This is a genomic window from Curtobacterium sp. PhB136 (assembly GCF_004346855.1).
Lineage (GTDB): Bacteria > Actinomycetota > Actinomycetes > Actinomycetales > Microbacteriaceae > Curtobacterium.
This window is the reverse complement of the sequence record NZ_SMGH01000004.1, coordinates 706,721-731,324: the sequence shown is the minus strand read 5'-3', so window position 1 is coordinate 731,324 and position 24,604 is coordinate 706,721. Positions and strand designations below refer to the sequence as shown.

Sequence of the window (24,604 nt, the reverse complement as noted above, 5' to 3'; positions counted from 1 at the left end):
TCGACGCTATCCCCGCGTGCGCGCTTCGGCCCGCAGTGCTCCCACGGCCTCGAACAGCGTTCGTTTCGTTCGTTTGACTCACAAGCGTGATGCCACGCCCAGAGCGGCCACGCAGGCGGGTCGGAGACCGCAGCCCCTCACGCCAGCAACGGTTCCAACCGCGCGACCGCCGCCCGCAGGGACGCCAGCGCGGAGCCGGGGGCCTCGATGCGGGAGGACGGCGCGGAGAGCGTCAGCCCCGCGACGAGCTCACCGCGCTCACCGAGGACCGGCAGCGCCAGGCACCCGAACCCCCGCGCGAAGGTCCCCACCTGCACCGCCGACCCACCACCCGCCGCGTGCAGCCGCCCCATCGCGCTCCGCCCCGGGGAGGACCGCAGCGCCGCCTCGTCGAGCAGCGGGAAGTCCGGGTCGACGTCGATGTCGGTGATCCCGGTGGCGTCGTAGCGGGCGAGGTGCACGCCGGCCCGGACGGCGGACCGCACGTCACCGAGTACCGCACGCACGGCACGGGGGAGCGGCGACGCGGCCGGCCCCGGTACGGCGGCGGATCCGACGCCCGCCAGCTCGGCGACCTTGTGTCCGAGTGCGAACCCGCGCAGGTCCGGCAGCCGCACCAGGTACTCGTCCTCGACGAGCAGCGTGATGAGCCGGTACGTGGTCGCCCGGGGCATCCCGAGCACGTCCGAGATCTGCTGTGCGGTGACGCCCGGTCCGGCGTGCGCGACCGCCTCCAGCACCGACAGGGCGTTCTGGATCGCCTTCGGTTGCCGCGCGCGGAGACCGGGTTCGCTCACCGCGCCTCCGACCGTTCCCCGGTGGCCGGTCCGGAGGCTCCCAGCAGGTCCGCCACAACGGGCACGTCGTACACGGCCCGGCTCGCACCCCGCCGCCACGGTCGCCGTCGGGTCGCCACCAGGAACGCGACGACCACCGCTGCCACCACCCCCACGGCGAGGACCACGGCCGGCCACCGGGACGACACCGCCTCGACCCCGAGGTACGTGACGAGAACGAGCGCGAGCATGGTCCCCGTCGCGACGGACACCACTGCGACCCGGGTGGTCAGTTCCCCGATCCGGCGCAGGAACACGGGCGCCGCGAAGCACGTCATGGCGTACGCGGCGATGTACCCGAGCGCGGCGACGACGAGCTCGGCCTCCATCAGGGACCACGTCGGGATGCCGAGGGCGAGGGCGATCACGGGCAGCACGGTGAGCACGGCGCAAGCGAGGAGCCCGGCGACGAACGGCGTCCGGAAGCGTGGTGACGTCCGGCCGAGGACCCGGGGGAGCACCCCTTCTCTCCCCATCGTGAACAGCACCCGGACGAGCGCCGTCGTCGAGGCGATCGCGCACGCCGCGAAGGACGCCGCGATGCCGACGTCGAGCAGCCACCCGATCCACTGCATCCCGTACGCGGTCGCGAGCTCGTTCACCGGGGAGGCACTCGTCCCGAGGTCGGCGCCCATCGCGGCGAACCCGAGCTGCTGCGCCGCCGCACTGACGAGGTACAGCGCGCCCGCGACGAGGACGGTCCAGGAGATCGCCCGTGGGATCGTGGCGAACGGCCTGCGCGCCTCGACCCCGAGGACCGACGCGCTCTCGAAGCCGACGAAGGCGGTGACGGCGAGGGCGGTCCCGACGGCGAAGTCGTCCGGACGGGTGGGGCCGAGCGCGATCGCGGAGACGTCGACGGGGTGCGCACGGAGCACGAGCGCAACGATGAAGACCACGATGACGGCGACGGAGAGCGCCTCGACGAGCAGGGTGAGGCGGGTGGAGAGCCGCACCCCGATCGCGATCACGGCGAACACCGCAGCGCCCATCACCGCGACCACCACCATCGTGACGAGGGCGTTGTCGCCGGCCGCCGGGACGAACCGGGACAGCAGGTAGTCCAGGTAGTAGCCACTGCCGGTGAGCGAGAACATCGCGATGAAGCCGTAGCCGAGGAGCAGTGCGGCGCCCGCGACGACTCCGGCGACCGGGCCGAGCCCGAGCGACACGTACGTGTAGAGCGACCCGGTGCCGGCGACCCGTCGGACGAACTGGTTCACCGTGCGCCCGACCAGGAACGACAGCGCCATCGCGGCGAGCAGGGACCACGTCGCACCGGATCCCGCGACGCTGGCGACGAGGACCGGGATCGTCGTCGCCGCCGCCGACGGTGCCACCGCGGAGACGGACTGCGCGAGCACGTCGACCGGTCCCACGGCACGGCGGGACAGCCCGTCGACCGGGGAACGCGTGCCGATGCCGGGCACCCGGGGCGGGTCGGCGATGGCACGGTCGAGCGCGGTCATGCGGCAACCGTACGGGGAGGTCGTTGCCCGGGTGTCTCGCCCGTGTTTCCGGTGCGATTCCGGCAAATGAGACACCGCGACGGCCGGCGTCCCATTCGGGTGCGACGGGGTTTCACGCCGACGGAACAGCGGCGCAACGGCGGCACGGGACCGTTGGGGCACCACCACCCGAGACCCACCGAACCGGAAGGCCCGCCGATGTCCAGCATCACGAAGGACCCCGCGTCACTCGGAGCCGTGCCGGCCCCGCACACCAGGACCATGCGCGGCTCGCTCGGCGTCACCGCGATCGTCTTCATGGTCGTCGCCGCGGCCGCACCCCTCACCGTCGTCGGCGGTGCCGCACCGCTCGGCATGCTGCTCGGCAACGGTGTCGGCTTCCCCGCGCTGTACGCCGCGTCCGCCGTGATCCTGCTGCTGTTCTCGGTCGGCCTGGCGGCGATGACCCGGCACATCCCCCGACCGGGGGCGTTCTTCACGTTCGTCGGGCACGGCCTCGGGCGCCCGGCAGGCGCCGGCGCCGCGACCCTGGCGCTCCTGACCTACACGACGATCCAGGTCAGCGTGCACGGGTACATCGGGTACCTCCTCGGCGTGACCGTCTCGGGTCTCGGCGGTCCGGACATCCCCTGGTACGTCTGGTCCCTCGTCGTCGTGGCACTCGTCGGACTGCTCGGCTACCGGCACATCGACCTGTCGAGCAAGGTCCTCGGCGTGCTGCTCGTCGCGGAGGTCGGCATCGTGCTGGTCCTCGTCGCGGCGATCGTGGTCCGCGGCGGCGCCGACGGACTCTCGCTCGCACCGTTCGAGCCGTCGGCGATCATGTCCGGTTCGCCTGGTGTCGGCCTGATGTTCGCGATCGCCGCGTTCATCGGCTTCGAGGCGACCGCGATCTTCCGCGACGAGGCGAAGGACCCGGAGCGCACCATCCCGCGGGCGACCTACACGGCCGTGATCGGCATCGGCGTCTTCTACACGCTGGCCTCGTGGGCGCTCGTGATGGCGTGGGGTCCGAACGGGGTGCTCGCCGAGGCCGCGAAGGACCCGGGTTCCCTCATCCTCACCACGGCCGCTCGGTACATCGGCGGTGCCGGCGAGGCCGTGCTGAACGTGCTGCTGCTGACGAGCATGTTCGCCTGCGTCCTGTCCTTCCACAACGTCATCACCCGGTACCAGCACTCGATGGCGAACGCGTCCCTGCTCCCTGCCCGCCTCGGCGCGGTGCACCGCAAGCACGCGTCGCCGCACACGTCGAGCATCGTGCAGACGATCACCGCAGCGGCCCTCATGGTGCTGTTCGCGGTGCTCGGCCTCGACCCGGTGCTCCAGGTCTTCAGCTGGTTCGCCGGCGTCGCGACCCTGGCCGTCGCGATCCTGATGGCCGCGACGAGCCTCGCCGTGATCGTGTACTTCCGCCGCACCCGCTCCGACACCCGCGTGTGGAACACGATCGTCGCGCCGGTCCTCGGGTTCGTCGGGCTGGTCGCCGCCGCCGCACTCATCTGGGCGAACTTCCCGACGCTCGTCGGCGACGTGGACGCGAAGGGAGCGAGCGTGTTCGGCGTCGTCAGCATCGTCCTCACCGGGCTCGTCGTCCTCGCGGCCGTCGTCGGCGTCGTCCAGGCCGTGGTGCTGCGCCGCACCCGACGTGCGCAGTACGAGGTGATGCTCGACCGCCTGGCGGTCGAGAGCTGACCCCGAGAACCCGACCCGAGCCTCCAGACCGAGCAGAAGGAACCACGCGCATGACCCTCACCGATCCCGTCACCACGACCACCCACCCGCTCGCGAACCTGTCCGCCGACGAGTTCACCGCGATCCGCGACGTCGTCACCGGGCACCCGGACTGGACCGACACCACCCGCTTCGCCTACGTCGGCCTCGAGGAGCCGCACAAGCGCGACGTCCTCGCCTGGCAGGACGGCACCGCCGCGCTGCCGGAGCGCGTCGCCCGCGTGATGCTCCTCGACATGGCGACCGGCCGGTCCACCGACAACCTCGTGTCGCTCACCACGGCGACCCTCACCACGACCGAGGTGCTCGACGGCTCCCGTGGCCAGCTCCCGGTGCTCATCGAGGAGTTCGACGCCGTCGGCGAGATCGCGTCGGCCGACGAGCGGTGGGTGGCCGCGCTCGCGGAACGCGGGCTCACCGTGGACGAGGTGAAGTGCGTCCCGCTCTCGGCCGGGTACTACGACTTCCCGGAGGAGCAGGGTCGCCGCATCCTCCGGGTCCTGGCGTTCAAGCAGGACCACCCCGCCGACCACGTCTGGGCGCACCCGGTCGACGGTCTCTCCGTCTACGTCGACGCCGCGAACCGGACGGTCACCCGCATCGTCGACGCCGGGCACCTGCCGGTGCCGCAGACCTCCGGGAACTTCGACGACCCGGCGATGCAGGGCGAGCCGCTCGACCTCAAGCCGATCGTGATCACCCAGCCGGAGGGGCCGTCGTACCGGGTCGACGGGGAGTTCGTCGAGTGGGCGAACTGGCGGTTCCAGGTCGGGTTCGACTCCCGTGAGGGGCTCGTGCTCCGGCAGCTGTCCTGGCAGGACGGCGACACCACCCGTCCGATCGTCTACCGGGCGTCCATCGACGAGATGCTCGTGCCGTACGGCGACCCGTCGCCGGTCCGGTTCTGGCAGAACTACTTCGACACCGGGGAGTACCTGTTCGGGCGCTTCACGAACTCGCTCGAGCTCGGGTGCGACTGTGTCGGCGAGATCCGGTACTTCGACGCCGTGCTCGCCGACGAGCTCGGCAACCCGCAGACCATCCGGAACGGGATCTGCATGCACGAGGAGGACTTCGGCACCCTCTGGAAGCACGGGGACATCTACACCGGCTCGCAGGAGGTGCGCCGGTCCCGCCGCCTGGTGATCTCGTTCTTCACGACCGTCGGCAACTACGACTACGGGTTCTACTGGTACCTCTACCTCGACGGCACGATCGAGTGCGAGGCGAAGCTCACGGGCGTCCTCTTCACCTCCTCGTACCCGGGGCGGTCCGCCGACGGGGCCGACTACCCGTACGCCTCCGAGGTCGCTCCCGGCCTCGGCGCCCCGTACCACCAGCACCTGTTCTCGGCACGGCTCGACATGATGGTCGACGGGCTGTCCAACGCGGTCGACGAGGTCGACGCGGTGCGGGTCCCCGTCGGGCCGGGCAACGAGCACGGGAACGCGTTCACCAAGTCGGTGACCCGACTGGCGTCGGAGTCGTCGTCCGGCCGGCTCGCCGACGCATCCGTCGCCCGCACCTGGTTCGTGTCGAACACGGAGCAGCAGAACCACCTCGGTCGTCCCACCGGGTACGTGCTGTACCCACAGGACGCGCCGGTGCTGCTCGCCGACGACTCGTCCTCGGTCGCGTCCCGAGCCGAGTTCGCCCGGAAGCACCTGTACGTCACGCAGTACGACCCCGCAGAGAAGTACGCAGCAGGGGACTTCGTGCACCAGAACCCGGGGGGCGACGGGCTGGCCCGCTTCGTGCAGGCCGACCGCCCGCTCGACGGGGAGGACATCGTGCTCTGGCACACCTTCGGTCCGACGCACTTCCCCCGTCCCGAGGACTGGCCCGTGATGCCCGTCGACTACGCCAAGTTCACGCTGAAGCCGTACGGGTTCTTCCCGCGGAACCCGGCGCTGAACGTGCCGGCCCCCGGCTCCTCCGGGTCGGCGGACGCGCACTGCTCGCACCACGGCGGCTGAGATGACGGACGTGCTCGGGCTCGCGGCGATCCTGCCCGCGTCCGCCGGGGCGTGCTGCACGGTCGGGGCGTGGCGCCCCGGCCGTGCGGTCGACGTGGTGGCGGCGCTCGTGATGGTCGCGGCGATGGTGGACGGGGTGTTCGGGCCGCGGGTGCTGCCGGGGGTCGTCTGGTTCCTGGTGCTGGCGCTGCTGGCGGTGGCGCTCGCCGCGACCTCGCGGTTCCAGCGGGTGGGTCCGGGCGCTTTGGTCGCTGCGGGCGCTGCGGGCGGTGCGGGCGGTGCGGGCGCCGCGGGCGCTGCGGGCGCTGCGGCCGGGAGGCCCGGGTCGGGCCCGGCAGGGCGGCCGACGGGCGCGCACGGCCGCCTCCACGGCGCGCTCGGCCTGCTGGTGATGGGAGCGCTGGGCATCGGCATGACGCACGGCTCCGGAGCGTCGGACACGGCCGGGATGGCCGGGATGCACCACACCGGGACGGTCGACGTCGTGTGGCAGCTCGTGGTCGGGGGACTCACCCTCGGGTACCTGCTGCTGACGGCCCACCTCGTGCGCGACGGGCTCCGTCGCCGGACCCGTGTGCTGCCGGTCCTCGAGGCGCTCACGATGGGGATCGCCGTGGCGGTGATGGCCGCCGCGATGGTGTGATGGTCGAACCGTCCGTACAGTTCACTGCGCGAAACGTACAGCCCGTGAATCGTTCATTGCGCGAATCGTTCATCTTCTGAAAGACTTCCCCCGTCCAGCCCGGACACGAAGGCGATCAGGAAGGTGGACGACGACATGCGCAGCACGTACCACGGGGCCCAGCGGAACCCCGGACTCTTCGGCTCCCACCCGCGCGTCGGGCTCACCGCGCCGCACGTCATCGCGGCGTACGTCAACGCCCGTGTCGAGGACCCGTCGCTCCTGTCGCAGCAGACCGAGCCGTCCTACGCGGACTTCTTCACCGTCCCGCAGGCCTGACAACCGGAGTTCATGACCACATGCCGTTGACCGTCGTCCGCCGCGAGCACGTCCACCTCTACGCCCAGGAGCCCCGCTCGACCGCCGCGAAGAGCGCCGTCGATGCCCTGCTCCGCCTGCAGCACGCCGAGGAACGGCAGATCGAGCACGCCCGCATCGAGAGCGGCCTGTCGAAGAACGAGTTCCTCACCGTCCGCTACATGCTCCAGGCACACCGCGACGGGCGCGCGATGGGGCCGAAGGACCTCGCCGTGATGCTCACGGTGTCCAACGCCTCCGTCACCAAGATCGTCGACAGCCTCGTCGCGAACGGCGACCTGGTCCGCACGGCGCACCCCTCCGACCGCCGAGCACAGGTGCTCGAGCCGACGGAGCAGGCTGCGGCGAAGATCGACGCGTCCTACGGGCCGTTCCACGAGATCGTGGTCGAGGTGCTCGACCGTCTGCCGGCCGCCGACAACGACGTCGTCGCGAGGGCCCTCGGTGAGATCGTCGAGGCACTCGGCCGAGCCGTTCCCGAGCCCGCCGACGAGTACACGGTGGAGCACACCACCGCCTGAAACCTTCCAGCGGTAAGTTGTCTGCATGACCGCCGCCGAGGACGCCGAGACCGCGCCCCGGCGCGGGTACCGCAAGGGCGCCGAACGGCGGGTGCAGATCCTCGACGAGATGATCCGCATGGTCGCGGAGCAGGGGGTCGACGCATCCTCGTTGCGCTCCGTCGCCGAGGCACTCGGCATCACGCACGCCGCGCTCCGGCACTACTTCCCGTCCCGTGACGAACTCCTGCTCGCCGTCTACCGCGAGCACGAGGTCCGCGAGCAGGGCGCTCCCGACCGGCTGGAGTCCGCGATCGGGGACATGCGGGAGAGCGCCGGGCGGAACCGGGACGTCCCGGGACTCGTGCAGCTCTACACGACCCTGTCCGCCGACGCCGTCGGGGAAGGACACCCGTCCACGCGGGAGTTCATGCGCGAGCGGTTCGCCCGGCTCCGCAGCGAACTCGCCGACCTCATCCGGCGCGACCAGGAGGCCGGGCGCATCCGAGCCGACCTCGACCCGACGGACCTGGCGTCCCTGAGCATCGCGGCGTCCGACGGCCTGCAGGTGCAGTGGCTGCTCGACCCGGACGCGGTGGACGGCGAGCGGGTGCTGAGCCTGCTCGAGCACATCGTCCCGCCGGCCGGCTGACCGGCGGGAACGCCGGAACGGCCGGCTCCCGGGGGAGTCGGCCGTCCTGGTCGTGCGTGGTGCTGCGTGGTGCTGCGCTGCTACGCGGTGAGGACCGCGGCCGCGGGGTCGAAGTCCTCGGGGAGCGGCGGGATGTCGGCGACGGTCGACGTGATGTCGACGGCCGAACCGTTCGCCGCGGCGTCGCGGATGCCGAGCAGCACGTCGAGGACGTGCAGCGCGGTCGCACCGGAGGCGCGCTCCGGGCGGTCCTCCGCGATCGCACGCGCGAGCTCGACGACACCAGTGCCACGGCCCCAGGTGGAACCGACGGCGCTGATGGTCTCCGGCTCGTCCTGCCCGTAGCGCCAGAGGGTGGAGTCACCCTCGAACGTGTTCGGGTCCGGCAGCGAGATCGTGCCGAGCGTGCCGTTGATCTCGACGAAGCCCATGCGCGGGAGCGCGTGCTGGAACGAGAACGTCGACTGGGCGGACTGCCCGCCGGCGAACTCGATGAGCGCGGCGTGGTGCGTCGGGACCTCGACCGGGAACGTCTCGCCGGCACGGTCACCGGACGCGATGGTCCGGCGGTCGAGCGACTTCGACGACACGGCCTGCACGCGGGTGGCGGCACCGAGGGCGTGCACGAGCGTGGTCACGTAGTACGGGCCCATGTCGAACAGCGGACCGGCACCGGTCGCGAACAGGAAGTCCGGGTTCGGGTGCCATGCCTCCGGCCCCGGGACGTGGAACATCGTCGTCGCGGTGAGGGGCTCGCCGATGTCGCCGCGGGCGATGGCCCGGAGCGCCGTCTGGATGCCGGCACCGAGCACGGTGTCCGGCGCCGTCGCGACGCGGAGGCCCTTCGCCTTCGCGGACTCGAGCACCGCCGCAGCGGAGTCGTGGTCGGTCGCGATCGGCTTCTCGCTCCACACGTGCTTGCCGGCGTCGACGATCTGCTGGTCGACCTCGGCGTGCGCCGCCGGGATCGTCAGGTTGATGACGATCTGCACGTCGTCACGGGCGAGGAGTTCCTCGACCGTCCCCGACGCGGCGACGCCGTACGTGGACGCCTGCGCGGCGGCACGGTCGAGCAGGACGTCGGCGACGAAGCGGACCTCGACGTCGGCGAACTTCGTCAGGTTCTCCAGGTACTGCGTGGAGATGTTGCCGGCACCGATGATGCCGATCCCGACACGACTCACTTGTCGTTGGCCTTCAGCCAGGTGAGGGACTCGGAGATGCCCTCGAAGACGTCACCCTTGTACGCGTCGAACTCGACCACGCGGATGGCGTTCGGCGCGGCGGCGAGGATCGCCGGCACGTCGACGTCGCCCTGGCCGGCGGGCGTCTGGTTCTCGAACGCACGCTGCAGTGCCTCGGGGACGATGAGGGCGCTCTCCGAGGAGGGCAGGGCGGTGCGGATGTCACCGTCGACCTTGCCGTCCTTCACGTGGATCGCGACGACGCGGTCGCCGAGCCCCTTCAGCACGGCCGGGGCGTCGGCGCCACCGACGGTCGCCCAGAAGGTGTCGAGCTCGAGCACCGTCTCCGGGCTGATCTGCGACACGAAGTGGTCGTAGACCGTGCGGCCGTCGACCTTGTTCGTGAACTCCCACTGGTGGTTGTGGTAGCCGAACTGCAGGCCGCGGGCGGCTGCTTCGGCGGTGAGGACGTTGACGCGCTCGGCGATCTTCGCGACGTCGTCGGCGGTCTGCCAGCGGTCGGTCGGGATGAACGGGTCGATGACGGTGCGGATGCCGAGGCGCTCGGCGGCGTCCCAGATCGGAGCCGTGTCCTCGGCGTCGATGACGGCCACGTGACCGGACGGGGCCTTCAGGCCGGTCGCGGCGAAGGCACGCTCGAGGTCGGTGGCGCGCTCGACGAACGCGTAGGGCTCGACGTTCTCGTAGCCGATCTCGCGGACGCGGGCGATGGCGGCGTCGAGGTCTTCGGCGATGGCGTCGCGCAGCGAGTACAGCTGCACAGAGGTGGTGGGCATTGCAGAGGCTCCTTCGATCCTGGCTGGGGTGGTGCCACCCGCCGGGACGCGATGCTCCGCGGCGAGATCGATGACGACGCTACACGGAAAACCATCCGGTGTGTAGTTTTTGCTGCGCCGTGTTTCGTCCGGGGTCCCATGTCCTGACCTGTCGATGTATGCTCGCCTCTGTCAAAACCTTGCTCAGCAAGGTTTTCATCGACTCAAGGAGGCGTCATGAGCACACCCGAACCCGCGGAGACCCCGGTCCTGCTGCACCCGGAAGAGGGCATCACCCAGCCGGTCAGCACGATGAAGGTCGGGCTCGGCTACCAGATCGCGCTGTTCCTCGGACAGTTCGGCCTGTTCGTGGCGCTCATGGCCCCGGTCTACGTCAGCATGCAGCTGAAGGCCGAGGCGCTCGTCGGTTCGGATGCCGCCAACGTCATCGGCTCGGTCCTGCCGATCGGTGCGTTCGGCGCGCTCATCATGAACCCGCTCGCCGGTGCGCTCTCCGACCGGACCCGCACCCGCTGGGGTCGTCGTCGCCCGTGGATGCTCACCGGGGTCGTCGTGTTCGCGATCGCGCTCGCGTGGATCGCCTTCGCCCCGGACACCACCCAGCTCACCCTCGGGTGGCTGCTCGCCCAGCTCTCGGCGAACACGGTCCTCGCGACCCTGACCGCGAGCTTCGCGGACAACGTGCCCCAGTTCCAGCGCGGGAAGTCCTCCAGCATCATCGCGCTCGCGCAGAACATCGCCGTCCTCGCCGGCACCTACCTGTCGGTGTTCTTCGTCGCGAACCTGCCGGTGCTGTTCATCGCCCCCGGCATCCTGGCGATCATCCTCGTCGTGGTCTACGCCGTCGTCGCCCGGGACGACCTGCCGACGTACAAGCTCAAGAAGTTCACGTTCCTCAACCTGATCTCGTCGTTCTGGACGAACCCGATCAAGAACCCGGACTTCGCGTTCGCCTGGTGGTCGCGCTTCCTGATCATCTTCGCGACGTTCATGTTCACGACGTACCGCCTGCTCTACATGAAGGAGCACATCGGGATCACGAGCGACAAGGAGGCCACAGCGGCCGTCGCGTTCGGTGTGCTGCTCTACACGATCGCCTTGCTCGTCAGCGCCGCACTCTCCGGGTGGGCGTCCGACCGGCTCGGGCGTCGCAAGGTCTTCGTCGGCGGATCCACCGCGCTGTTCGCCGTCGGGCTCGTGGTCCTCGCCCACGCCGACACCGTGCACGGGTTCTACGTCGCCGAGGTCGTCATGGGCTTCGCGTACGGCATCTACTCGGCCATCGACACCGCGCTCGTGGTCGACGTGCTGCCGAACGCCGACCGTCCGGGCAAGGACCTCGGGGTGATCAACATCGCGAACGCGCTCCCGCAGTCGCTCGCCCCGGCCGCGTCGCTGTTCTTCCTGAAGTTCGGGACCAGCGGATCGCCGGACAACTACGAGCTGATGTGCTGGGCCGCCGGGATCGTCGCGATCATCGGTGCCCTCGTGGTGATCCCCATCAAGCGCGTGCGCTGATACGTTCTGGCGTCATGACGAACCCGACGGTCGACGTCGACCAACGGCACCTCGCCCGGTGGCGGAACGCGATCATCGTCGCGTTCGCCCTCGGCGGCATCAGCCTCGCTGCATGGGGCCCCCGCCTGCCCGAGCTCCGCGCCGAGCTCGGCGTCGACACCGGCACCATCGGCCTGATGCTCGGTGGCGTCACGATCGGTTCGATCGGTGGTCTGCTGTCCGCCGCCCCGCTGCTCCGGCGGTTCGGCGGTCGGAACGCCCTGACCGCGGTCGTGGTCCTCGTCCCCATCGCCATCGCCGTCCTCGGCATCGCGGCGGCGCTGCACTCCGTGCCGCTGGCCGCGGTGGCCTTCGTCGTCGCCGGTGCCGGGATCGGCTCGCTCGACGTCATGGCGAACATCGAGGGCACGGCCATCGAGGTGCTCGCCGGACGCACGACCCTCCCGTTGATGCACGCCGCATGGTCGGGAGGCGCTGCGCTCGGTGCCGGCGTCGCCGCACTCTGCGCGGCGCTCGGCATCACCGCGTCGACCCAGTTGGTGGTGGAGGCTGCGGTGCTGCTCGTGGTCGGCGTGCTCGCCATGCGCGCGATCCCGGACGGCACCCGTGCCGAGGAGCACGACGACACGATGACGGCCGGGCAGCGCATCCGCGCCTGGGCGAAGGGGTGGGCAGACGTCCGACTGCTGATGATCGGGCTGGTGATGCTCGGCGTCGAACTCGGCGAGGGGTCCGCGAACAACTGGCTCGCGCTCGCCACCACGGACGGGCACGGGCAGTCCGCGACCATCGGCGCGCTGTTCTTCACCGTGTTCGCGGTGTCCGAGGCGGCGACCCGTGTCTTCGCCGGCCCCGTCGTCGACCGGCTCGGACGGGTGAGCACGATCCGCTGGACCACGGCGCTCGGCATCGTCGGCGCCGTCCTGTTCATCGTCGGCGGCTCGTGGTGGCTCACCCTGATCGGCGTCGTGCTCTGGGCGGTCGGCGTCTCGATGGGCTTCCCGCTCGGGATGTCCGCGGCGGCGCAGAGCGGGCCGAACCCGGCCGCGCGGGTGAGTGTCGTGGCGTCGATCGGGTACTTCGCGAACTTCGCGGGGCCGCCGGTCATCGGTGCCATCGCCGAGCGCGTCGGCGCCCTGAGCGCGCTGTGGCTCGTCGCGGTGCTGTTCATCGCGGCCTTCGCCGCGTCCGGGTCGCTCCGGCCGGTGGCCCGCCGCGACTGACGACGGCGGGCCCGCGCGGCCACCCGCGCGGGCCGGCGCGCCGGGCCGGCACCGAGCCTCCCGGGCTAGCGTGGCCGGGTGAGCGACGACGGAACCAGGACCTTCGACAGCCCAGCCGGACGCATCCGCGGATCGCTGGACGGCGACGTCGTCCGCGTGCTCGGCGTCCCCTACGCGCAGGCCGACCGCTTCCGCCCGCCGCAGCCGATGCCCGTCTTCGACGACGTGTTCCACGCCGACTTCCCCGCGCCGGTCGCCCCGCAGCCCGCCGCGACCGTCGTCGACCAGCTGCTCCACGTCATCGAGGCCGAGGTCGACGAACGCTGCCAGGCGCTCTCGATCACGATCCCGGCCGACATCGGCGCGGACGAACGCCTCCCCGTCATGGTCTGGGTGCACGGCGGCTCGTACGTCATCGGCGGCGGCGACCTGCCGATCAACGACCCGTACGACCTGGTCCGCGAGCAGCGCGTGATCGTCGTCACCGTGACGTACCGGCTCGGCGTGCTCGGGTTCCTCGGCGACGGGGAGCGGATCCCGGCGAACCTCGGGCTGCTCGACCTCGTCGCGTCGCTCCGCTGGGTGCGGGAGAACATCGCGGCGTTCGGCGGCGACCCCGACCTCGTGACGCTCTTCGGCCAGTCCGCCGGCGGTGACGCCGTCGCGCACCTGATGATCAGCGACGGCGCCGAGGGGCTCTTCCGCCGCGCGATCGTGCAGAGCGCGCCCCTCGGGCTCTCGCGGAACCGCGCGCGGATGAACCGGGCGATGGTCGACGCCGTCGGCGTGGTCACCGAGGAGACCCCGCTCGAGGACCTGCTCGACCGTCAGGCGCTCGGCACGAAGGTCGCCGCCCCGTACGGGCTCCGTGGGGGGATGCCGTTCGGGACGCAGTACGGGCATGCGCCGCTCCCCGCCGAGCGCGACCTCGCCGATGCCTGGCGCCGCGTCGCCCCGGAGATCGACGTCCTCATCGGGTCCGCGTCCGACGAGGCCGGCATGTACGTGCCGGTCATCCCCGTGCTGAAGCGCATCGTGCGGCACCGGGTTCCGCGTGCGCTGGTGCGGTGGTGGCTGGTCCGGCCGCTGACGGCGGTGATCTACGGCCGCGATGCCCGGGCGTTCGCAGCACGGCATCGCGCTGGCGGTGGGAACGCGACCGTCTACCGACTGCTCCGCGGCGCGACCGTCCGTCCGACGGGTGCCGTGCACATGAGCGACCTCCCGCTCCTGCTGGGCCGGAAGGCCGCGTGGGCGGGCAGCCGGTTCGTGCCAGAACGGGACTGGGCGGAGGTGGAGCGCCGCGGACCCGGCGTCCGGGCGATCTGGGCCGAGTTCGCCAGGACCGGACGGGTCACGGCGCCCGACGACGAGACGCTGGTCTTCGAGCACTGAGCGGAGTCCCCAGAACGGGCGGTCGCGGCACACCCCCGCCGCACCGGACAATCGACGTCATGCCCGCGTCCGACCACGACCTCCGCGCCAGCATCGTCGCCGCCGGCATCGCCGCGTACCGCGAGGCCGACTTCCACGACGTCGGGCCGACCGACGTCGCACGGCTGTCCGGCATCGCCGAGGAGGAGTTCCGTCGCGTCTTCCCGCTCTGGGACCTGTTCGTCGTGGCCGTCGTCGACCGCTGGAACAACGGCACCCGTCGGGCGCTCTGGGCACTCGCCGAGGAGCACGGTGCGGTCGCGTACGTCCGCGCGCGCCTGGAGTCCGGCATCGAGGAACCGGCACTCGTCCGGCTCCGCATGGCCGTCATGAGCGCCGCGTCGAGCCCGTCGCACGCTGCCGCCGGGTGGTTCCGCGGCCAGTACACACGGTCGTTCGAGGACCTCACCCTGGCCCTGGCCCGGGACGTCGTCGCCGGCCGTGAACCCCGGGGACTGTCCCCGCGGCACGGTGCGGAGCAGCTCTTCGCGCTCTACGAGGGACTCCAGCTGCAGTCGATGCTCCGGGACGACGTCGACCTGCTGCCCGGGTTCGACCGTGCCGTCGCGCGGATGCGGGTCGGCTGGGGTGCCGGCGCGACGGTCTGAAGATCTGACGGTCGGAGGCCGCGGTGTGACGCCGCGGTCTACAGGTCCAGCCGCATCACGTACCGCCGTGCCGTCGGGTGCGTGAGCTCCCGGAACCCGGCGGCCACGAACGCCGACCGTGGACCCACGAAGAGCTCGCCCCAGACGTCCTCCTTCCCCGGCGCGAACTGCATCGGGTAGCCCTCGACCGCGCGCGCCCCGTTCCGCCGCGCGTGCTCGACGGCGCCGACGACCAGCGCGTGGCTGAGGCCCTGGCGCCGGAACCCCTTCCGGACCACGAAGCAGGGGATCGCCCACACGCTCTCGTCGGTGCGGTCCTCGTCCCGTCCCGCCCACGCCACACGGGTCCTGCGCAGCCGGACGAACGCCGGCCGTGGCTCGACGGCCGCCCACCCGACCGGTTCGCCGTCCCGGTAGGCGACGACCCCCGTGGTGTCGCGGGCGTCGGGGTCGTCGCACCCGACCTCGGCCCGGAACCGCCGGGTGCGCTCGTCGTTCGGCATGTCGGTGAACTCGCGGTCGAACGTCTTCAGCCACTGGCAGTGGCACGTCGCCGGGTCGCCGCGCTCGCCGAACACGAGGTCGAGGTCGTCCCACGGCACCTCGTTCGCGGGACGGAACGTGACCGCTCCGTCCCGGTTCGTGACCGTCGTCGTCATCGCACGCCGTCCCTCCCCGAGCGCCGCGGTGCCGCGATCCCTGCGGCTGGCACGCTCGGATGGGGCTCACGATAGCGCGCCGGGTTCCGTCGGGACGGCCTGGAGGCTCGGCGCGGCATGCGAGCGCCGGCTCCCGTTGCTGGGATGGTCGGGACATGGAGTACACCGAGTACGACACCAGGGTCGCTGCGTACGGCGTGGTCACGCACGAGGGGCGGGTGCTGCTCGCGATGCAGCGGTTCCCGGAGGCGGGGACGTGGGCGCTGCCCGGCGGCGGCGTCGAGTACGACGAGAGCGTCGAGCAGGCCGTCGTCCGCGAGTTCATGGAGGAGACCGGCTACGAGGTCGCCGTGGACGGGCTGCTCGGGGTCCGCCACCACCTCGTCCCCGCGGAGCGACGGATGCACGAGAACGGTCGCCCGATGAAGGCGCTGCAGGTCGTGTTCCGCGTGACGGTCACCGGTGGGGAGCTCCGCGACGAGGCGGACGGTTCCACGGAGCGGGCCGACTGGATCCCGATCGCGGACCTCCCGCACCACCGGCACGGCCTGGTCGTCCCGATCGCCCTCGGTTGGGCGGGCGCCCTCACCCCCTGACCGTTCAGGCGCTGACGCGCTCCCGCCCCGGTCCCTCCACGAGCCACCCCATGCTGCGCAGTTGGGCGGCGGCCTCCTCCGGATTCTCCCGCGCGACGAGTCCCGCCTGCGTCGAGACCCACCGGGCTTGGCCGTCGGCGATCGCGGAGCGCCACCCGGGCAGTGAGTCCACTCCGCACTCCTCGATGAGGAACACCAGGAACTCTTCGATGGACGGCCGGAACCGGCTGCCGCCGACCGGGTAGTGCAGTGTCGACAGCCGAGATGGGTCTCGCTGACGTCGGCCGGCCGCGGACGCCGTTGCGAGCATCGTGGTGAAGGCGCCGCGCTCCGCGTGGACGTGCCAGTGCGCAACCGGGGCACCCGACTTCGTGCGCTCGTACTCGAACCGTGCAAGGGGCTCGCGATCCGGTCGCATCAACAGCCGGAACTGCGACGTCTCGGTCCGGAATCGAGCGCTGGCGGGTTCGCTCGAGAGTGCGAACCGCACGTCGAGATCAGCGACGACCGCTCCGCCCACGCGCAGGGGGATCGTCGAGGGATCCCCGTCGTCACGCTGTGTACGCACGAGGAGCACGTTGTCCGAACGGCGTTCGAAGAACCGCACGCCGTGTTCCGGCAGCACGCCGTCGATCAGCTGCTGCAGATCGCGCACGAACCCGAAGGCCGTCGCGGCCTTGACGGTTCTCACGGTGCGTCGCTCAGCACGAAGTCGATGGCGTCGAGTTCGGCCTCGGCCTGCCACTCGTCGCCCTGGAGTTCCCGCAGTTCCATCACGGGCCCGAATCCCCTGTCGTCCAGGCCCCAGTACTGCAGGATCAGGGAGCGACGCGCGCGGAGCGCTTCTGCTCTCATCGGGTCGATCTTCGGCATGCGCATGGTCTGCTCCTTCTTCGTCGGTGCGGAGAAGGTAGATCGCCGCCGCTCCCGGGCGCCAGCTTTCTGGATGCGACATTTCGCGGGGCGGGCTACTCCGCGATGACGCTGAAGACGTTGCCCGAGGGGTCGGTGAACCACGCGATGAGCGGGCCGCCCTTGCGGTTGATGCCCTTCTCGTCGGTCATGCCCTCGTAGTGCAGGAAGCTGACGCCCTTGGCGGCGAGCTCGTCCACGGCCGCGTCGACGTCGGGCACCGGGAAGTTCAGGATCGTGAAGGACGCCGGCTCGTGCGCCGGGCCCTTCGGGTACGCCAAGACCCAGCGGCCGTCGCCGAGCTGGATCGAGAGCATGCCGTGGTCCTCGGTCACCTCGAGCCCGAGGACGTCCGTGTAGAACGCCTTCGCCTCGGCCGGGTCCCGCACGGAGAACCCGCTGAACGCCTTCGTCGCATCGATGCTCATGCCGACAGTGAACACCTCTGGGAGGATGAGGGCGTGCGCGCGGAGGGAAGTGTCGACGAAGCCGTCGAACGAGCGATCGAGCTGGCGTCGTCGCCGTCCCGCGTGGTGCTCGGCATCGCCGGGGCACCGGGAGCCGGCAAGTCGACCCTGGCTCGGCGTGTGGTCGCGGCCGTTGACGAGCGGTTCGGCGCCGGGACGGCCGTGCAGGTGCCGATGGACGGCTTCCACCTGGCGAACGCCGCACTCGACGCGCTCGGCCGGCACGACCACAAGGGCGCGATCGACACCTTCGACGCCGACGGGTACGTGGCGCTCGTCCGGCGACTCGTCGCAGCGCAGGAACCCGTCGTCTGGGCACCCGACTTCGACCGCCGCGTCGACGAACCCGTCGCAGGCAGCATCGCCGTCCCGCGCGACACCCGGCTCGTCGTCTCCGAGGGCAACTACCTGCTCGACGATGCCGCTCCCTGGAGTGCGCTCCCGGAGCTGTTCACCGAGACGTGGTTCTGCGCGGTGGACGACCGGGTCCGCGTCGACCGTCTGGTCGGGCGCCACATGCGGCACGGACGCGACCACGAGGCGGCCCGCATCTGGGCGGTCGAGGTCGACGGTGTGAACGCCGCACGCGTCGCTGCCACGGTGACCCGAGCCTCCTGGACCGTCCGGACCTGACCACCAGCGCACCATCGAGAGGACCAGCATGACCATCGCCATCACCGGTGCGACCGGCAACATCGGCGGCGCCGTCGCCCGCTCGCTCGCCGCCGACGGGGTCCCGTTCCGGATGATCGTCCGGGACGCGTCGCGGGCGCCGGAGCTGCCCGGCACCGAGGTCCGGACGGCGACCTTCGCCGACACGGACGCGGCCCGTGCGGCGCTCGACGGCGTGGACACGCTGCTCATGGTCTCCGCGGCCGAGGCCCAGGACCGCCTGCAGCAGCACCGCGCCTTCGTCGCGGCCGCCGCGACCGCCGGTGTCCGGCACGTCGTGTACACCTCCTTCGCCGGTGCAGCGCCGGATGCGACCTTCACGCTCGGCCGCGACCACTGGGCCACCGAATCGGCGATCCGTGCGACCGGGATGGCGCACACGTTCCTGCGGGACAGCTTCTACCTGGACTTCGTCGAGGACCTCGTCGGCGAGGACGGCGTGATCCGCGGGCCGGCGGGCGACGGGGCGATGGCAGCGGTCGCGCGCGCGGACGTCGCCCGGGTGGCGGCGACGGTGCTCGCGAACCCGGCAGGGCACCTCGACCGGACGTACGACCTGACCGGCCCCGTGGCAATCACGCTCGAGCAGGCGGCTGCGATCGTGAGCGCCGAGCGCGGGACGACCGTGACCTACCACCGGGAGACGGTGGAGGAGGCGTACGCCTCGCGGGCGAAGTGGAACCCGAAGCCGTGGCAGGCCGACGCGTGGGTGAGCACCTACACGGCGATCGCCGAGGGTGCCCTTGCGCGGGTCTCCGGCGACGTCGAGCGGGTCACCGGCCGTCCGCCGATGACCCTGCAGGACGTGCTCCGCGCGGGCTGACCGCTCGGTCGCTGCGCGTTCGTTCCCATCTCGCCTGCGGTGGGAAGAGGAAACGCGCGTGGTGGGTCGGAAGAAACGACCCCCTACGCGCGAAACGACCCCCTACGCGCGAAACGACCCCCTCCGCGCGAAACGACCCCCCTCCGCGCGGGGCGTCCGCGCGCGGGTAGGCCTCGCGCGCGGCCGACCGCTGGGGTCAGGGGACCCGGCGCGCGGCCAGGGTCCCGACGACCCCGAGCACCAGGACCGCCACGAGCACGACGAGCAGCGGTGCCGTCCAGTCCCCGGTCGCACCGTGCAGCGCACCGGCGACGAGGGGCCCGGCCGACCCGATCAGGTACCCGCCGCCCTGCACGAACGCGGACATCCGCCGGGCGTCGTCGTCGTTCGAGACGAGCCGCACGATGATGATGAAGATCACCGTGATGCCGCCGCCCTGCGCCGCACCGCCGAGGATCGACCACAGCAGCCAGAGCTGGGGCGCGAAGAGCAGCCCGAGCGGCATGGCGAGCCAGAGGAACGCGACGAGGGACAGGATCGCGCGCGGACGCCAGCGTGCGGCGAGCACCGGGACGCCCAGCGCACCGACGACCGCGAGGATCTGGAACACCGACGAGCTCGCACCGGAGGACGCCTTCGAGAAACCGATGTCGTCGTGCAGCAGCGTCGGGATCCAGGCGGTGAGCGCGTAGTAGGAGAACGCCTGCCCGCCGAAGGCCAGCGTCAGTCCGATGGTCACCCAGCGCGTCGGGCGGCGGGACGGCGCGGACCCGGCGGAGGCGGTGTCGGGCAGCCGGATCGCCCCGGTGCCGAGCACCTGGTCGATCGGCCCCGTCACGGGCAGCGGTTCCACGGGAGCGCCGGCCACCGGTCGGAGCCATGCAGCTCGGGGCCCGACGGCGTACGACCACGCGAGTCCGGCGACGACGGCGAGCACACCCCACACCGCGATCGCGGCGGGCCACCCCCAGACGCTGGCGATCGGCGCGGTTCCGAGCGAGGTCGTCATCGACCCGACGTTGAGCGCCGACGTGTACACGCCGGTGACGATGCCGACGCGTTCAGGTGAGGTGTCCCGCCGGATGACGACCGGGATCACGACGTTGCCGATGGTGATGCCGATGCCGATCACCGCGGTGCCGATGAGCAGCGCCGCGGCGCTCGGGAGCGACCGGACGATCGTGCCGGCGAGCACGATCAGGAGCGAGAGCGACAGTGCTCGCTCCGGGGTGGCCTTCGCGATCACCCAGCTGGCGAGCGGCGTCGCGAGGGCGAAGCAGAGCACGGGGATCGTCGTCAGCAGTCCGGCGACCGTGGTGGTGAGACCGAGGTCGAGGCGGATGTCCCCGATCACCGGGGCCGGCGCGACGATCGGCCCGCGCAGGTTCAGCGCGACGAGGACGATCGCGACGGGCAGGACCCAGCCCGCGCGGCGGACCACTGTTCCGGTGCTCACGAACGAGCGGAGGCGTCGGCAGCGTCGGCGGCGTCGGACGCGTCGGACGCGGGGAGCGACGAGTCCGACGACCCCGGCAGCAGGATCGGCAGCAGGTCGAGCGGCGTCGCAGCCTGCGCGATGGTGCCCTCGGCCTCGGCGGGGGAGCCGTAGCCCCACTCCGCGAAGACCACGGGGACGCCGTGCACCGCGGCGCCCTCGACGTCGTGCAGGCGGTCGCCGACGAGCACCGGCCGCGAGATGTCGAACCCGCGGGCGTCGAGCCGCTTCAGCGCTTCCTCGACGACGTCGGCCTTCGATGACCGCACCTCGTCGTCGCTGGCCCCCGTGATGATGTCGATGTCCCCGGTCAGTCCGTAGTGGTCGAGGATGTACGTCGCCGGGGTCTCCGGCTTGCTCGTCGCGGTCGAGATCGGCAGGCCGGCCTCGTGCAGGGTGCGGAGCACGACGTCGATCCCCGCGAACATCGTCGAGTCCAGGGCCCCGTGCGAGAAGTAGTGCTCGCGGTACACGGCGAGCGTGCGGTCCGCCAGCGCCTCGTCCATGCCCATCGCGATGCGGAACGTGTCGAGGATCGGCGGGCCCACGAACGACATCAGCGTCGCGCGGTCGGGAACGGGGACGCCGACCTTGCGGAACGTGTACGTCAGGCTCTCCAGGATGCCCGGCGCCGAGTCGCTGATGGTTCCGTCGAGGTCGAAGAGGATGGCGCTGAACGGGCTTGTCATGACGTACCCACCCTAACCGGGGGACCGGAACCGGCCCACCCGTGCGTCGTGCCGTGCGGGGCGGCGTCGACCCGGGCCTCCCGCCCGGTCAGAACAGGCGGGTGTGCCCGCCCTCGATGCCCCGCATCGCGTCGTAGTCCAGGACCAGCACGCGGATGCCGCGGTCCTCGGCCAGCGTGCGCGCCTGCGGTGCCACCGTCTGCGCGGCCAGCACCCCCTGCACCGGACGCAGCAGCGGGTCCCGGTTCATCAGCTCGAGGTACCGGGTGAGCTGCTCGACCGCGTCGATGTTCGCGTTGCGCTTCATCTCCACCGCGACGCTTGCCCCCGCGTCGTCGCGCGCCAGGATGTCGACCGGTCCGATGGCGGTCATGTACTCGCGGCGGACCAGGGTGTGGCCGTCCCCGAGCAGTTCGATCTGCTCGGACAGGAGCTGCTGCAGGTGCGCCTCGACCCCGTCCTTCACCAGGCCCGGGTCGACGCCGAGGTCGTGGCTCTCGTCGGCGATCACCTCGTAGATGGAGACGACGAGCTTGTCCTGCGTCTTCTTCTGCGTGACGGTCCAGACCTGCTCGATGCCGTTCTCGGCCTGCTCGTCGGAGGGGTCGCCGATCTCGATCGAGCACGGCGGGCTCATCCAGTTCAGCGGCTTGTAGCTGCCGCCGTCCGAGTGGACGAGCAGCGAGCCGTCGGCCTTGAGCATGAGGAGCCGAGTCGCGAGGGGCAGGTGGGCCGACAGGCGACCGGCGTAGTCGACGGAGCAGCGGGCGATGACGAGACGCACCCCGGAAGCCTAACCGGCGTCTGGTCGCGTTCCGGACGTCGCGTCCGCCTTCGTCGCGTTCTCTGCCTGGAGGCTCGGCTCGGCCCCGCTCGGTCCGTCGCCCCCGCCCCGGGCCGGGTCTCCCGCACCGGCGGTCGCGCCCGGCGTCCGCTCGCGCGCCGCCCCCGATGCCAGCCCGGCGGCGATGATGAACACGAACACGATGAGCAGCCCGTTGAGCAGCCCGAAGTGCTCGCCCACCAGCCCGATGATCGGCGGCCCGGCGAGGAACGCGACGTACCCGATGGTGGCCACGGCACTGACTCGGGCGGCGGCCGTGCGGGGGTCGTCGGCCGCGGCGGACATGCCCATCGGGAAGCCGAGGCTCGCGCCGAGGCCCCAGAGCACCACGCCGACGATCGCGAGCGGCACGTTCGGGACGAAGATCAGCATGCCGAGGCCGACGACGGCGACCGCAGCGCTCGTGCGGAGCACCGGGACCCGGCCGAAGCGGTCGATGAGGGGGCTGCCGGCGATCCGGCCGACGGTCATCGCGGCGAGGAACACGGTGAGCACGGCGGAGCCGCCGTCGTTGGCGAGCCCGTGCCCGTCGATCATGGCGAGGGGGAGCCAGTCGTTGGCGGAGCCCTCGGCCAGGGCCATGCCGAGGACGATCACGCCGATGAGCAGGGTCGACGGCTGCTTCCAGATCGCCCAGCGGGAGACCGGCAGCGTGACGGGGCTGGTGTCGGTCGGCTCGGGGTCGGACACCCGCTCGTCGCCGAACCAGCGGACGACGGTGACCAGCGCGATGCTCGTGACGATCCCGAGGACGATGAAGTGCAGGGCGACGGGGACCTCGTAGCGCTCGGCCAGGGCGCCGAGGCCGGCGCCGGCCAGGGTCCCGACGCTGAACGCGGCGTGGAACAGCGGCATGATCGTCCGGCCGCCGAGCCGCTCGGCCGTGGCCCCGGTGACGTTCATCGACACGTCGCAGAGGCCGTTGCCGAACCCGAACGCGATGAGGCTGATCCAGATGGCGGCGAAGCCCCAGCCGAGGCTGACGGAGATCCCGGCCATGACGAGGCCGAGCGCGAGGCACACGGCGGCGATCTGCACCCCGCGCTTGGCACCGAGACGGCCGACGATGTGACCCGCGAAGGTGAGACCGGCGATGGACCCGACGGACATCCCGACGACGAGCAGACCCATCTCCAGGGTGCTCGCGCCGAGTTCGTCGCGCACGCTCGGGATGCGCCCGAGCCAGGTGGCGATGTCGAGCCCGGAGAGCGTGAACACGACGAACACCGCGTTGCGCCAGGCGCGGGTGCTCGGTGCGGTCCAGGTGGGGGACGCCGTCGTCATGGTTCTTTCCGATCGAATCGATTCGAGTGAGGTTCTCGGATACGCTAACCGGCGATGGACGACACGGCAACAGACAGCGGCGAGTCGGGCTCGGCCCGGACGGCACGGCCGACCCTCGTCGCCGTCGCGCGCGCGGCCGGGGTCGCACCATCCACCGCGTCACTCGCCTTCAGCGGCAGCGGCCCCGTCTCCGAGGAGACCAGGGCACGCGTGCTCGCCGCGGCGGCGTCGCTCGGCTACGACGGCCCGGACCCGCGTGCACGGTCGCTCCGCCGCGGTCGCTCCGGCGTGATCGGCGTCGTGATGGACGAGCGACTCAGTGACGCCTTCCGTGACCCGGTCAACGTCCTGACGCTCGACGGCATCGCCGAGGTCGCGGGGGAAGCGGGGGCCTCCCTGCTCCTCGTCCGCAGCCCGCTCGACGACGAACGGGGTGCCGGACCCCTCGTGGACGCGCCGATGGACGCGGTGGTGCTCGTCGGCTGCAACGTGCGGGTCGACCCGGCCGTCGCCGTGCTCCGGCGTCGCGGGATCCCGGTCGTCGCGATCGAGGCCGACGACATCGAGGGCGCCGTCCCCATCCAGCTCGACAACCGCGAGGGCTCGCGACGCGCCTCGGCGTTCCTCCGCGACCTCGGGCACGAGTCCGTCACGGTCGTCACCCTGCCGCTCGACGCCAAGCGGCAGCGCGGGCCGATCTCCGCCGAGCGGTTCGCCGCGGGCACGGCGTTCACGACGATGGAGCGGCTCCGCGGGGTGCGCGGCGTCTTCCCGGACGCCGTCGCGATCGAGGCCGGGGGCAGCTCGGTGGAGGAAGGCCGCGCTGCCGGTGCCGCGTTGTTCGGACCGGGGGGCAGCCGTCCCACCGCGGTCGTGGCGCAGAGCGACCTGCTCGCGGTCGGGGTGATCTCCGCCGCGCTCGAGGCCGGGCTCCGCGTGCCGGAGGACGTCAGCGTCGTCGGCTTCGACGGCATCCAGGTCGACGACAGCTTGTTCCACCGCTCCCCGATCCGGCAGCTGACCACGCTCGTGCAGCCGTTCGTGCAGAAGGGCCAGGCGGCGGCACGTGCTGCGCTCGCCATGCTCGAGGGTGCCGCACCCACGCCGGCGTCCTTCCGCTCCGAGCTCCGCATCGGCGACACGACGGCGCCGCCGCGCGCGTAGCGCCGCCGCCGCGCTGCCCGCGCCGCCGCGGCACCCGCGCACCGTGCGCCCGCGCCGCGCAGCCCACC

General features: G+C 71.7%; 26 protein-coding genes. 14 read left to right on the top strand and 12 right to left on the bottom strand.

Features of this window, described 5'->3' with window-relative positions:
- Positions 1-137: 137 nt before the first annotated feature.
- The gene (locus tag EDF27_RS03520; RefSeq protein ID WP_243698184.1) at positions 138-797 is read right to left on the bottom strand and encodes a helix-turn-helix domain-containing protein; all 660 of its coding nucleotides are present in this window, start codon (positions 795-797) and stop codon (positions 138-140) included.
- Complete coding sequence (locus EDF27_RS03515; protein WP_123701039.1) at positions 794-2,305, bottom strand: APC family permease; 1,512 nt, start codon at positions 2,303-2,305, stop codon at positions 794-796. Before EDF27_RS03515 ends, EDF27_RS03520 begins: the two co-directional genes overlap by 4 nt.
- A 198-nt stretch (positions 2,306-2,503) precedes the next feature.
- Between EDF27_RS03515 and EDF27_RS03510 the strand changes: the two genes are divergently transcribed.
- The 6 genes from EDF27_RS03510 (at position 2,504) to EDF27_RS03485 (ending at position 8,167) form a co-directional block, all read left to right on the top strand.
- Positions 2,504-4,000, top strand: coding sequence for an APC family permease (locus EDF27_RS03510; RefSeq protein ID WP_123655082.1), 1,497 nt, complete (start codon positions 2,504-2,506; stop codon positions 3,998-4,000).
- A gap of 50 nt (positions 4,001-4,050) precedes the next feature.
- Positions 4,051-6,015, top strand: a complete 1,965-nt coding sequence (locus EDF27_RS03505) for a primary-amine oxidase (protein ID WP_123701040.1) — start codon at positions 4,051-4,053, stop codon at positions 6,013-6,015.
- A gap of 1 nt (position 6,016) precedes the next feature.
- Entirely contained in the window at positions 6,017-6,658 is a 642-nt protein-coding gene (locus tag EDF27_RS03500) for a hypothetical protein (protein WP_123701041.1), read from the top strand.
- A 135-nt stretch (positions 6,659-6,793) separates the two neighbouring features.
- Complete coding sequence (locus tag EDF27_RS03495; protein WP_123655085.1) at positions 6,794-6,976, top strand: hypothetical protein; 183 nt, start codon at positions 6,794-6,796, stop codon at positions 6,974-6,976.
- A 20-nt stretch (positions 6,977-6,996) separates the two neighbouring features.
- Positions 6,997-7,536: a MarR family transcriptional regulator gene (locus tag EDF27_RS03490; RefSeq protein ID WP_123701043.1), complete on the top strand. Its 540-nt coding sequence runs from the start codon at positions 6,997-6,999 to the stop codon at positions 7,534-7,536.
- A 25-nt stretch (positions 7,537-7,561) separates the two neighbouring features.
- Complete coding sequence (locus EDF27_RS03485) at positions 7,562-8,167, top strand: TetR/AcrR family transcriptional regulator (RefSeq protein WP_123701044.1); 606 nt, start codon at positions 7,562-7,564, stop codon at positions 8,165-8,167.
- 80 nt (positions 8,168-8,247) lie between these two features.
- On the opposite strand, the gene EDF27_RS03480 is transcribed toward EDF27_RS03485, so the two are convergent.
- Both EDF27_RS03480 and EDF27_RS03475 read right to left on the bottom strand, forming a co-directional pair.
- Positions 8,248-9,351, bottom strand: coding sequence for a Gfo/Idh/MocA family oxidoreductase (locus tag EDF27_RS03480; protein ID WP_123701045.1), 1,104 nt, complete (start codon positions 9,349-9,351; stop codon positions 8,248-8,250).
- Positions 9,348-10,148, bottom strand: coding sequence for a sugar phosphate isomerase/epimerase (locus tag EDF27_RS03475; RefSeq protein WP_185017334.1), 801 nt, complete (start codon positions 10,146-10,148; stop codon positions 9,348-9,350). Before EDF27_RS03475 ends, EDF27_RS03480 begins: the two co-directional genes overlap by 4 nt.
- A 216-nt stretch (positions 10,149-10,364) precedes the next feature.
- Here EDF27_RS03475 and EDF27_RS03470 point away from each other — a divergent pair, with 216 nt between their 5' ends.
- The 4 genes from EDF27_RS03470 to EDF27_RS03455 all read left to right on the top strand — a co-directional run bounded on the left by EDF27_RS03470 (position 10,365) and on the right by EDF27_RS03455 (position 14,931).
- The gene (locus EDF27_RS03470) at positions 10,365-11,666 is read left to right on the top strand and encodes an MFS transporter (RefSeq protein ID WP_123655089.1); all 1,302 of its coding nucleotides are present in this window, start codon (positions 10,365-10,367) and stop codon (positions 11,664-11,666) included.
- Positions 11,667-11,680: 14 nt separating this feature from the next.
- On the top strand, positions 11,681-12,889 hold the full coding sequence (locus EDF27_RS03465) for an MFS transporter (protein ID WP_132047334.1): 1,209 nt from the start codon (positions 11,681-11,683) through the stop codon (positions 12,887-12,889).
- 78 nt (positions 12,890-12,967) lie between these two features.
- On the top strand, positions 12,968-14,284 hold the full coding sequence (locus EDF27_RS03460) for a carboxylesterase family protein (RefSeq protein ID WP_132047333.1): 1,317 nt from the start codon (positions 12,968-12,970) through the stop codon (positions 14,282-14,284).
- 59 nt (positions 14,285-14,343) lie between these two features.
- Complete coding sequence (locus EDF27_RS03455) at positions 14,344-14,931, top strand: hypothetical protein (RefSeq protein ID WP_123655092.1); 588 nt, start codon at positions 14,344-14,346, stop codon at positions 14,929-14,931.
- 38 nt (positions 14,932-14,969) lie between these two features.
- Here EDF27_RS03455 and EDF27_RS03450 read toward each other — a convergent pair whose 3' ends face one another.
- On the bottom strand, positions 14,970-15,590 hold the full coding sequence (locus tag EDF27_RS03450) for a GNAT family N-acetyltransferase (RefSeq protein WP_123701047.1): 621 nt from the start codon (positions 15,588-15,590) through the stop codon (positions 14,970-14,972).
- Between the two features lie 155 nt (positions 15,591-15,745).
- Between EDF27_RS03450 and EDF27_RS03445 the strand changes: the two genes are divergently transcribed.
- Complete coding sequence (locus EDF27_RS03445) at positions 15,746-16,186, top strand: NUDIX domain-containing protein (protein WP_123655094.1); 441 nt, start codon at positions 15,746-15,748, stop codon at positions 16,184-16,186.
- Between the two features lie 4 nt (positions 16,187-16,190).
- Here EDF27_RS03445 and EDF27_RS03440 read toward each other — a convergent pair whose 3' ends face one another.
- From EDF27_RS03440 to EDF27_RS03430, 3 genes are all read right to left on the bottom strand, one after another.
- Complete coding sequence (locus EDF27_RS03440) at positions 16,191-16,877, bottom strand: hypothetical protein (RefSeq protein ID WP_132047332.1); 687 nt, start codon at positions 16,875-16,877, stop codon at positions 16,191-16,193.
- On the bottom strand, positions 16,874-17,065 hold the full coding sequence (locus tag EDF27_RS03435) for a hypothetical protein (RefSeq protein ID WP_123655096.1): 192 nt from the start codon (positions 17,063-17,065) through the stop codon (positions 16,874-16,876). Before EDF27_RS03435 ends, EDF27_RS03440 begins: the two co-directional genes overlap by 4 nt.
- An 89-nt stretch (positions 17,066-17,154) precedes the next feature.
- Positions 17,155-17,526: a VOC family protein gene (locus EDF27_RS03430; protein WP_123655097.1), complete on the bottom strand. Its 372-nt coding sequence runs from the start codon at positions 17,524-17,526 to the stop codon at positions 17,155-17,157.
- A 33-nt stretch (positions 17,527-17,559) separates the two neighbouring features.
- Between EDF27_RS03430 and EDF27_RS03425 the strand changes: the two genes are divergently transcribed.
- Both EDF27_RS03425 and EDF27_RS03420 read left to right on the top strand, forming a co-directional pair.
- Complete coding sequence (locus tag EDF27_RS03425; RefSeq protein WP_132047331.1) at positions 17,560-18,198, top strand: nucleoside/nucleotide kinase family protein; 639 nt, start codon at positions 17,560-17,562, stop codon at positions 18,196-18,198.
- A 28-nt stretch (positions 18,199-18,226) separates the two neighbouring features.
- Entirely contained in the window at positions 18,227-19,060 is an 834-nt protein-coding gene (locus tag EDF27_RS03420) for an SDR family oxidoreductase (protein WP_123701049.1), read from the top strand.
- Positions 19,061-19,256: 196 nt separating this feature from the next.
- On the opposite strand, the gene EDF27_RS03415 is transcribed toward EDF27_RS03420, so the two are convergent.
- From EDF27_RS03415 to EDF27_RS03400, 4 genes are all read right to left on the bottom strand, one after another.
- On the bottom strand, positions 19,257-20,516 hold the full coding sequence (locus EDF27_RS03415) for an MFS transporter (protein ID WP_165931349.1): 1,260 nt from the start codon (positions 20,514-20,516) through the stop codon (positions 19,257-19,259).
- Positions 20,513-21,244, bottom strand: a complete 732-nt coding sequence (locus tag EDF27_RS03410; protein ID WP_123655100.1) for an HAD hydrolase-like protein — start codon at positions 21,242-21,244, stop codon at positions 20,513-20,515. Before EDF27_RS03410 ends, EDF27_RS03415 begins: the two co-directional genes overlap by 4 nt.
- An 88-nt stretch (positions 21,245-21,332) precedes the next feature.
- The gene (nucS, locus tag EDF27_RS03405; protein ID WP_132047329.1) at positions 21,333-22,028 is read right to left on the bottom strand and encodes an endonuclease NucS; all 696 of its coding nucleotides are present in this window, start codon (positions 22,026-22,028) and stop codon (positions 21,333-21,335) included.
- Between the two features lie 9 nt (positions 22,029-22,037).
- Positions 22,038-23,372, bottom strand: coding sequence for an MFS transporter (locus tag EDF27_RS03400; protein ID WP_123701052.1), 1,335 nt, complete (start codon positions 23,370-23,372; stop codon positions 22,038-22,040).
- Positions 23,373-23,426: 54 nt separating this feature from the next.
- Between EDF27_RS03400 and EDF27_RS03395 the strand changes: the two genes are divergently transcribed.
- Positions 23,427-24,536, top strand: a complete 1,110-nt coding sequence (locus tag EDF27_RS03395) for a substrate-binding domain-containing protein (protein WP_123655103.1) — start codon at positions 23,427-23,429, stop codon at positions 24,534-24,536.
- Positions 24,537-24,604 lie beyond the last annotated feature (68 nt).

Bases quoted from the DNA above. Each gene is read 5' to 3' on its own strand.
- EDF27_RS03435 (WP_123655096.1), bottom strand. From the start codon at position 17,065: ATGCGCATGCCGAAGATCGACCCGATGAGAGCAGAAGCGCTCCGCGCG.
- EDF27_RS03445 (WP_123655094.1), top strand. From the start codon at position 15,746: ATGGAGTACACCGAGTACGACACCAGGGTCGCTGCGTACGGCGTGGTC.
- EDF27_RS03500 (WP_123701041.1), top strand. From the start codon at position 6,017: ATGACGGACGTGCTCGGGCTCGCGGCGATCCTGCCCGCGTCCGCCGGG.
- EDF27_RS03420 (WP_123701049.1), top strand. From the start codon at position 18,227: ATGACCATCGCCATCACCGGTGCGACCGGCAACATCGGCGGCGCCGTC.
- EDF27_RS03410 (WP_123655100.1), bottom strand. From the start codon at position 21,244: ATGACAAGCCCGTTCAGCGCCATCCTCTTCGACCTCGACGGAACCATC.
- EDF27_RS03510 (WP_123655082.1), top strand. From the start codon at position 2,504: ATGTCCAGCATCACGAAGGACCCCGCGTCACTCGGAGCCGTGCCGGCC.
- EDF27_RS03515 (WP_123701039.1), bottom strand. From the start codon at position 2,305: ATGACCGCGCTCGACCGTGCCATCGCCGACCCGCCCCGGGTGCCCGGC.
- EDF27_RS03495 (WP_123655085.1), top strand. From the start codon at position 6,794: ATGCGCAGCACGTACCACGGGGCCCAGCGGAACCCCGGACTCTTCGGC.
- EDF27_RS03490 (WP_123701043.1), top strand. From the start codon at position 6,997: ATGCCGTTGACCGTCGTCCGCCGCGAGCACGTCCACCTCTACGCCCAG.
- EDF27_RS03505 (WP_123701040.1), top strand. From the start codon at position 4,051: ATGACCCTCACCGATCCCGTCACCACGACCACCCACCCGCTCGCGAAC.
- EDF27_RS03400 (WP_123701052.1), bottom strand. From the start codon at position 23,372: ATGACGACGGCGTCCCCCACCTGGACCGCACCGAGCACCCGCGCCTGG.
- EDF27_RS03430 (WP_123655097.1), bottom strand. From the start codon at position 17,526: ATGAGCATCGATGCGACGAAGGCGTTCAGCGGGTTCTCCGTGCGGGAC.
- EDF27_RS03485 (WP_123701044.1), top strand. From the start codon at position 7,562: ATGACCGCCGCCGAGGACGCCGAGACCGCGCCCCGGCGCGGGTACCGC.
- EDF27_RS03395 (WP_123655103.1), top strand. From the start codon at position 23,427: ATGGACGACACGGCAACAGACAGCGGCGAGTCGGGCTCGGCCCGGACG.
- EDF27_RS03455 (WP_123655092.1), top strand. From the start codon at position 14,344: ATGCCCGCGTCCGACCACGACCTCCGCGCCAGCATCGTCGCCGCCGGC.
- EDF27_RS03450 (WP_123701047.1), bottom strand. From the start codon at position 15,590: ATGACGACGACGGTCACGAACCGGGACGGAGCGGTCACGTTCCGTCCC.
- EDF27_RS03465 (WP_132047334.1), top strand. From the start codon at position 11,681: ATGACGAACCCGACGGTCGACGTCGACCAACGGCACCTCGCCCGGTGG.
- EDF27_RS03475 (WP_185017334.1), bottom strand. From the start codon at position 10,148: ATGCCCACCACCTCTGTGCAGCTGTACTCGCTGCGCGACGCCATCGCC.
- EDF27_RS03470 (WP_123655089.1), top strand. From the start codon at position 10,365: ATGAGCACACCCGAACCCGCGGAGACCCCGGTCCTGCTGCACCCGGAA.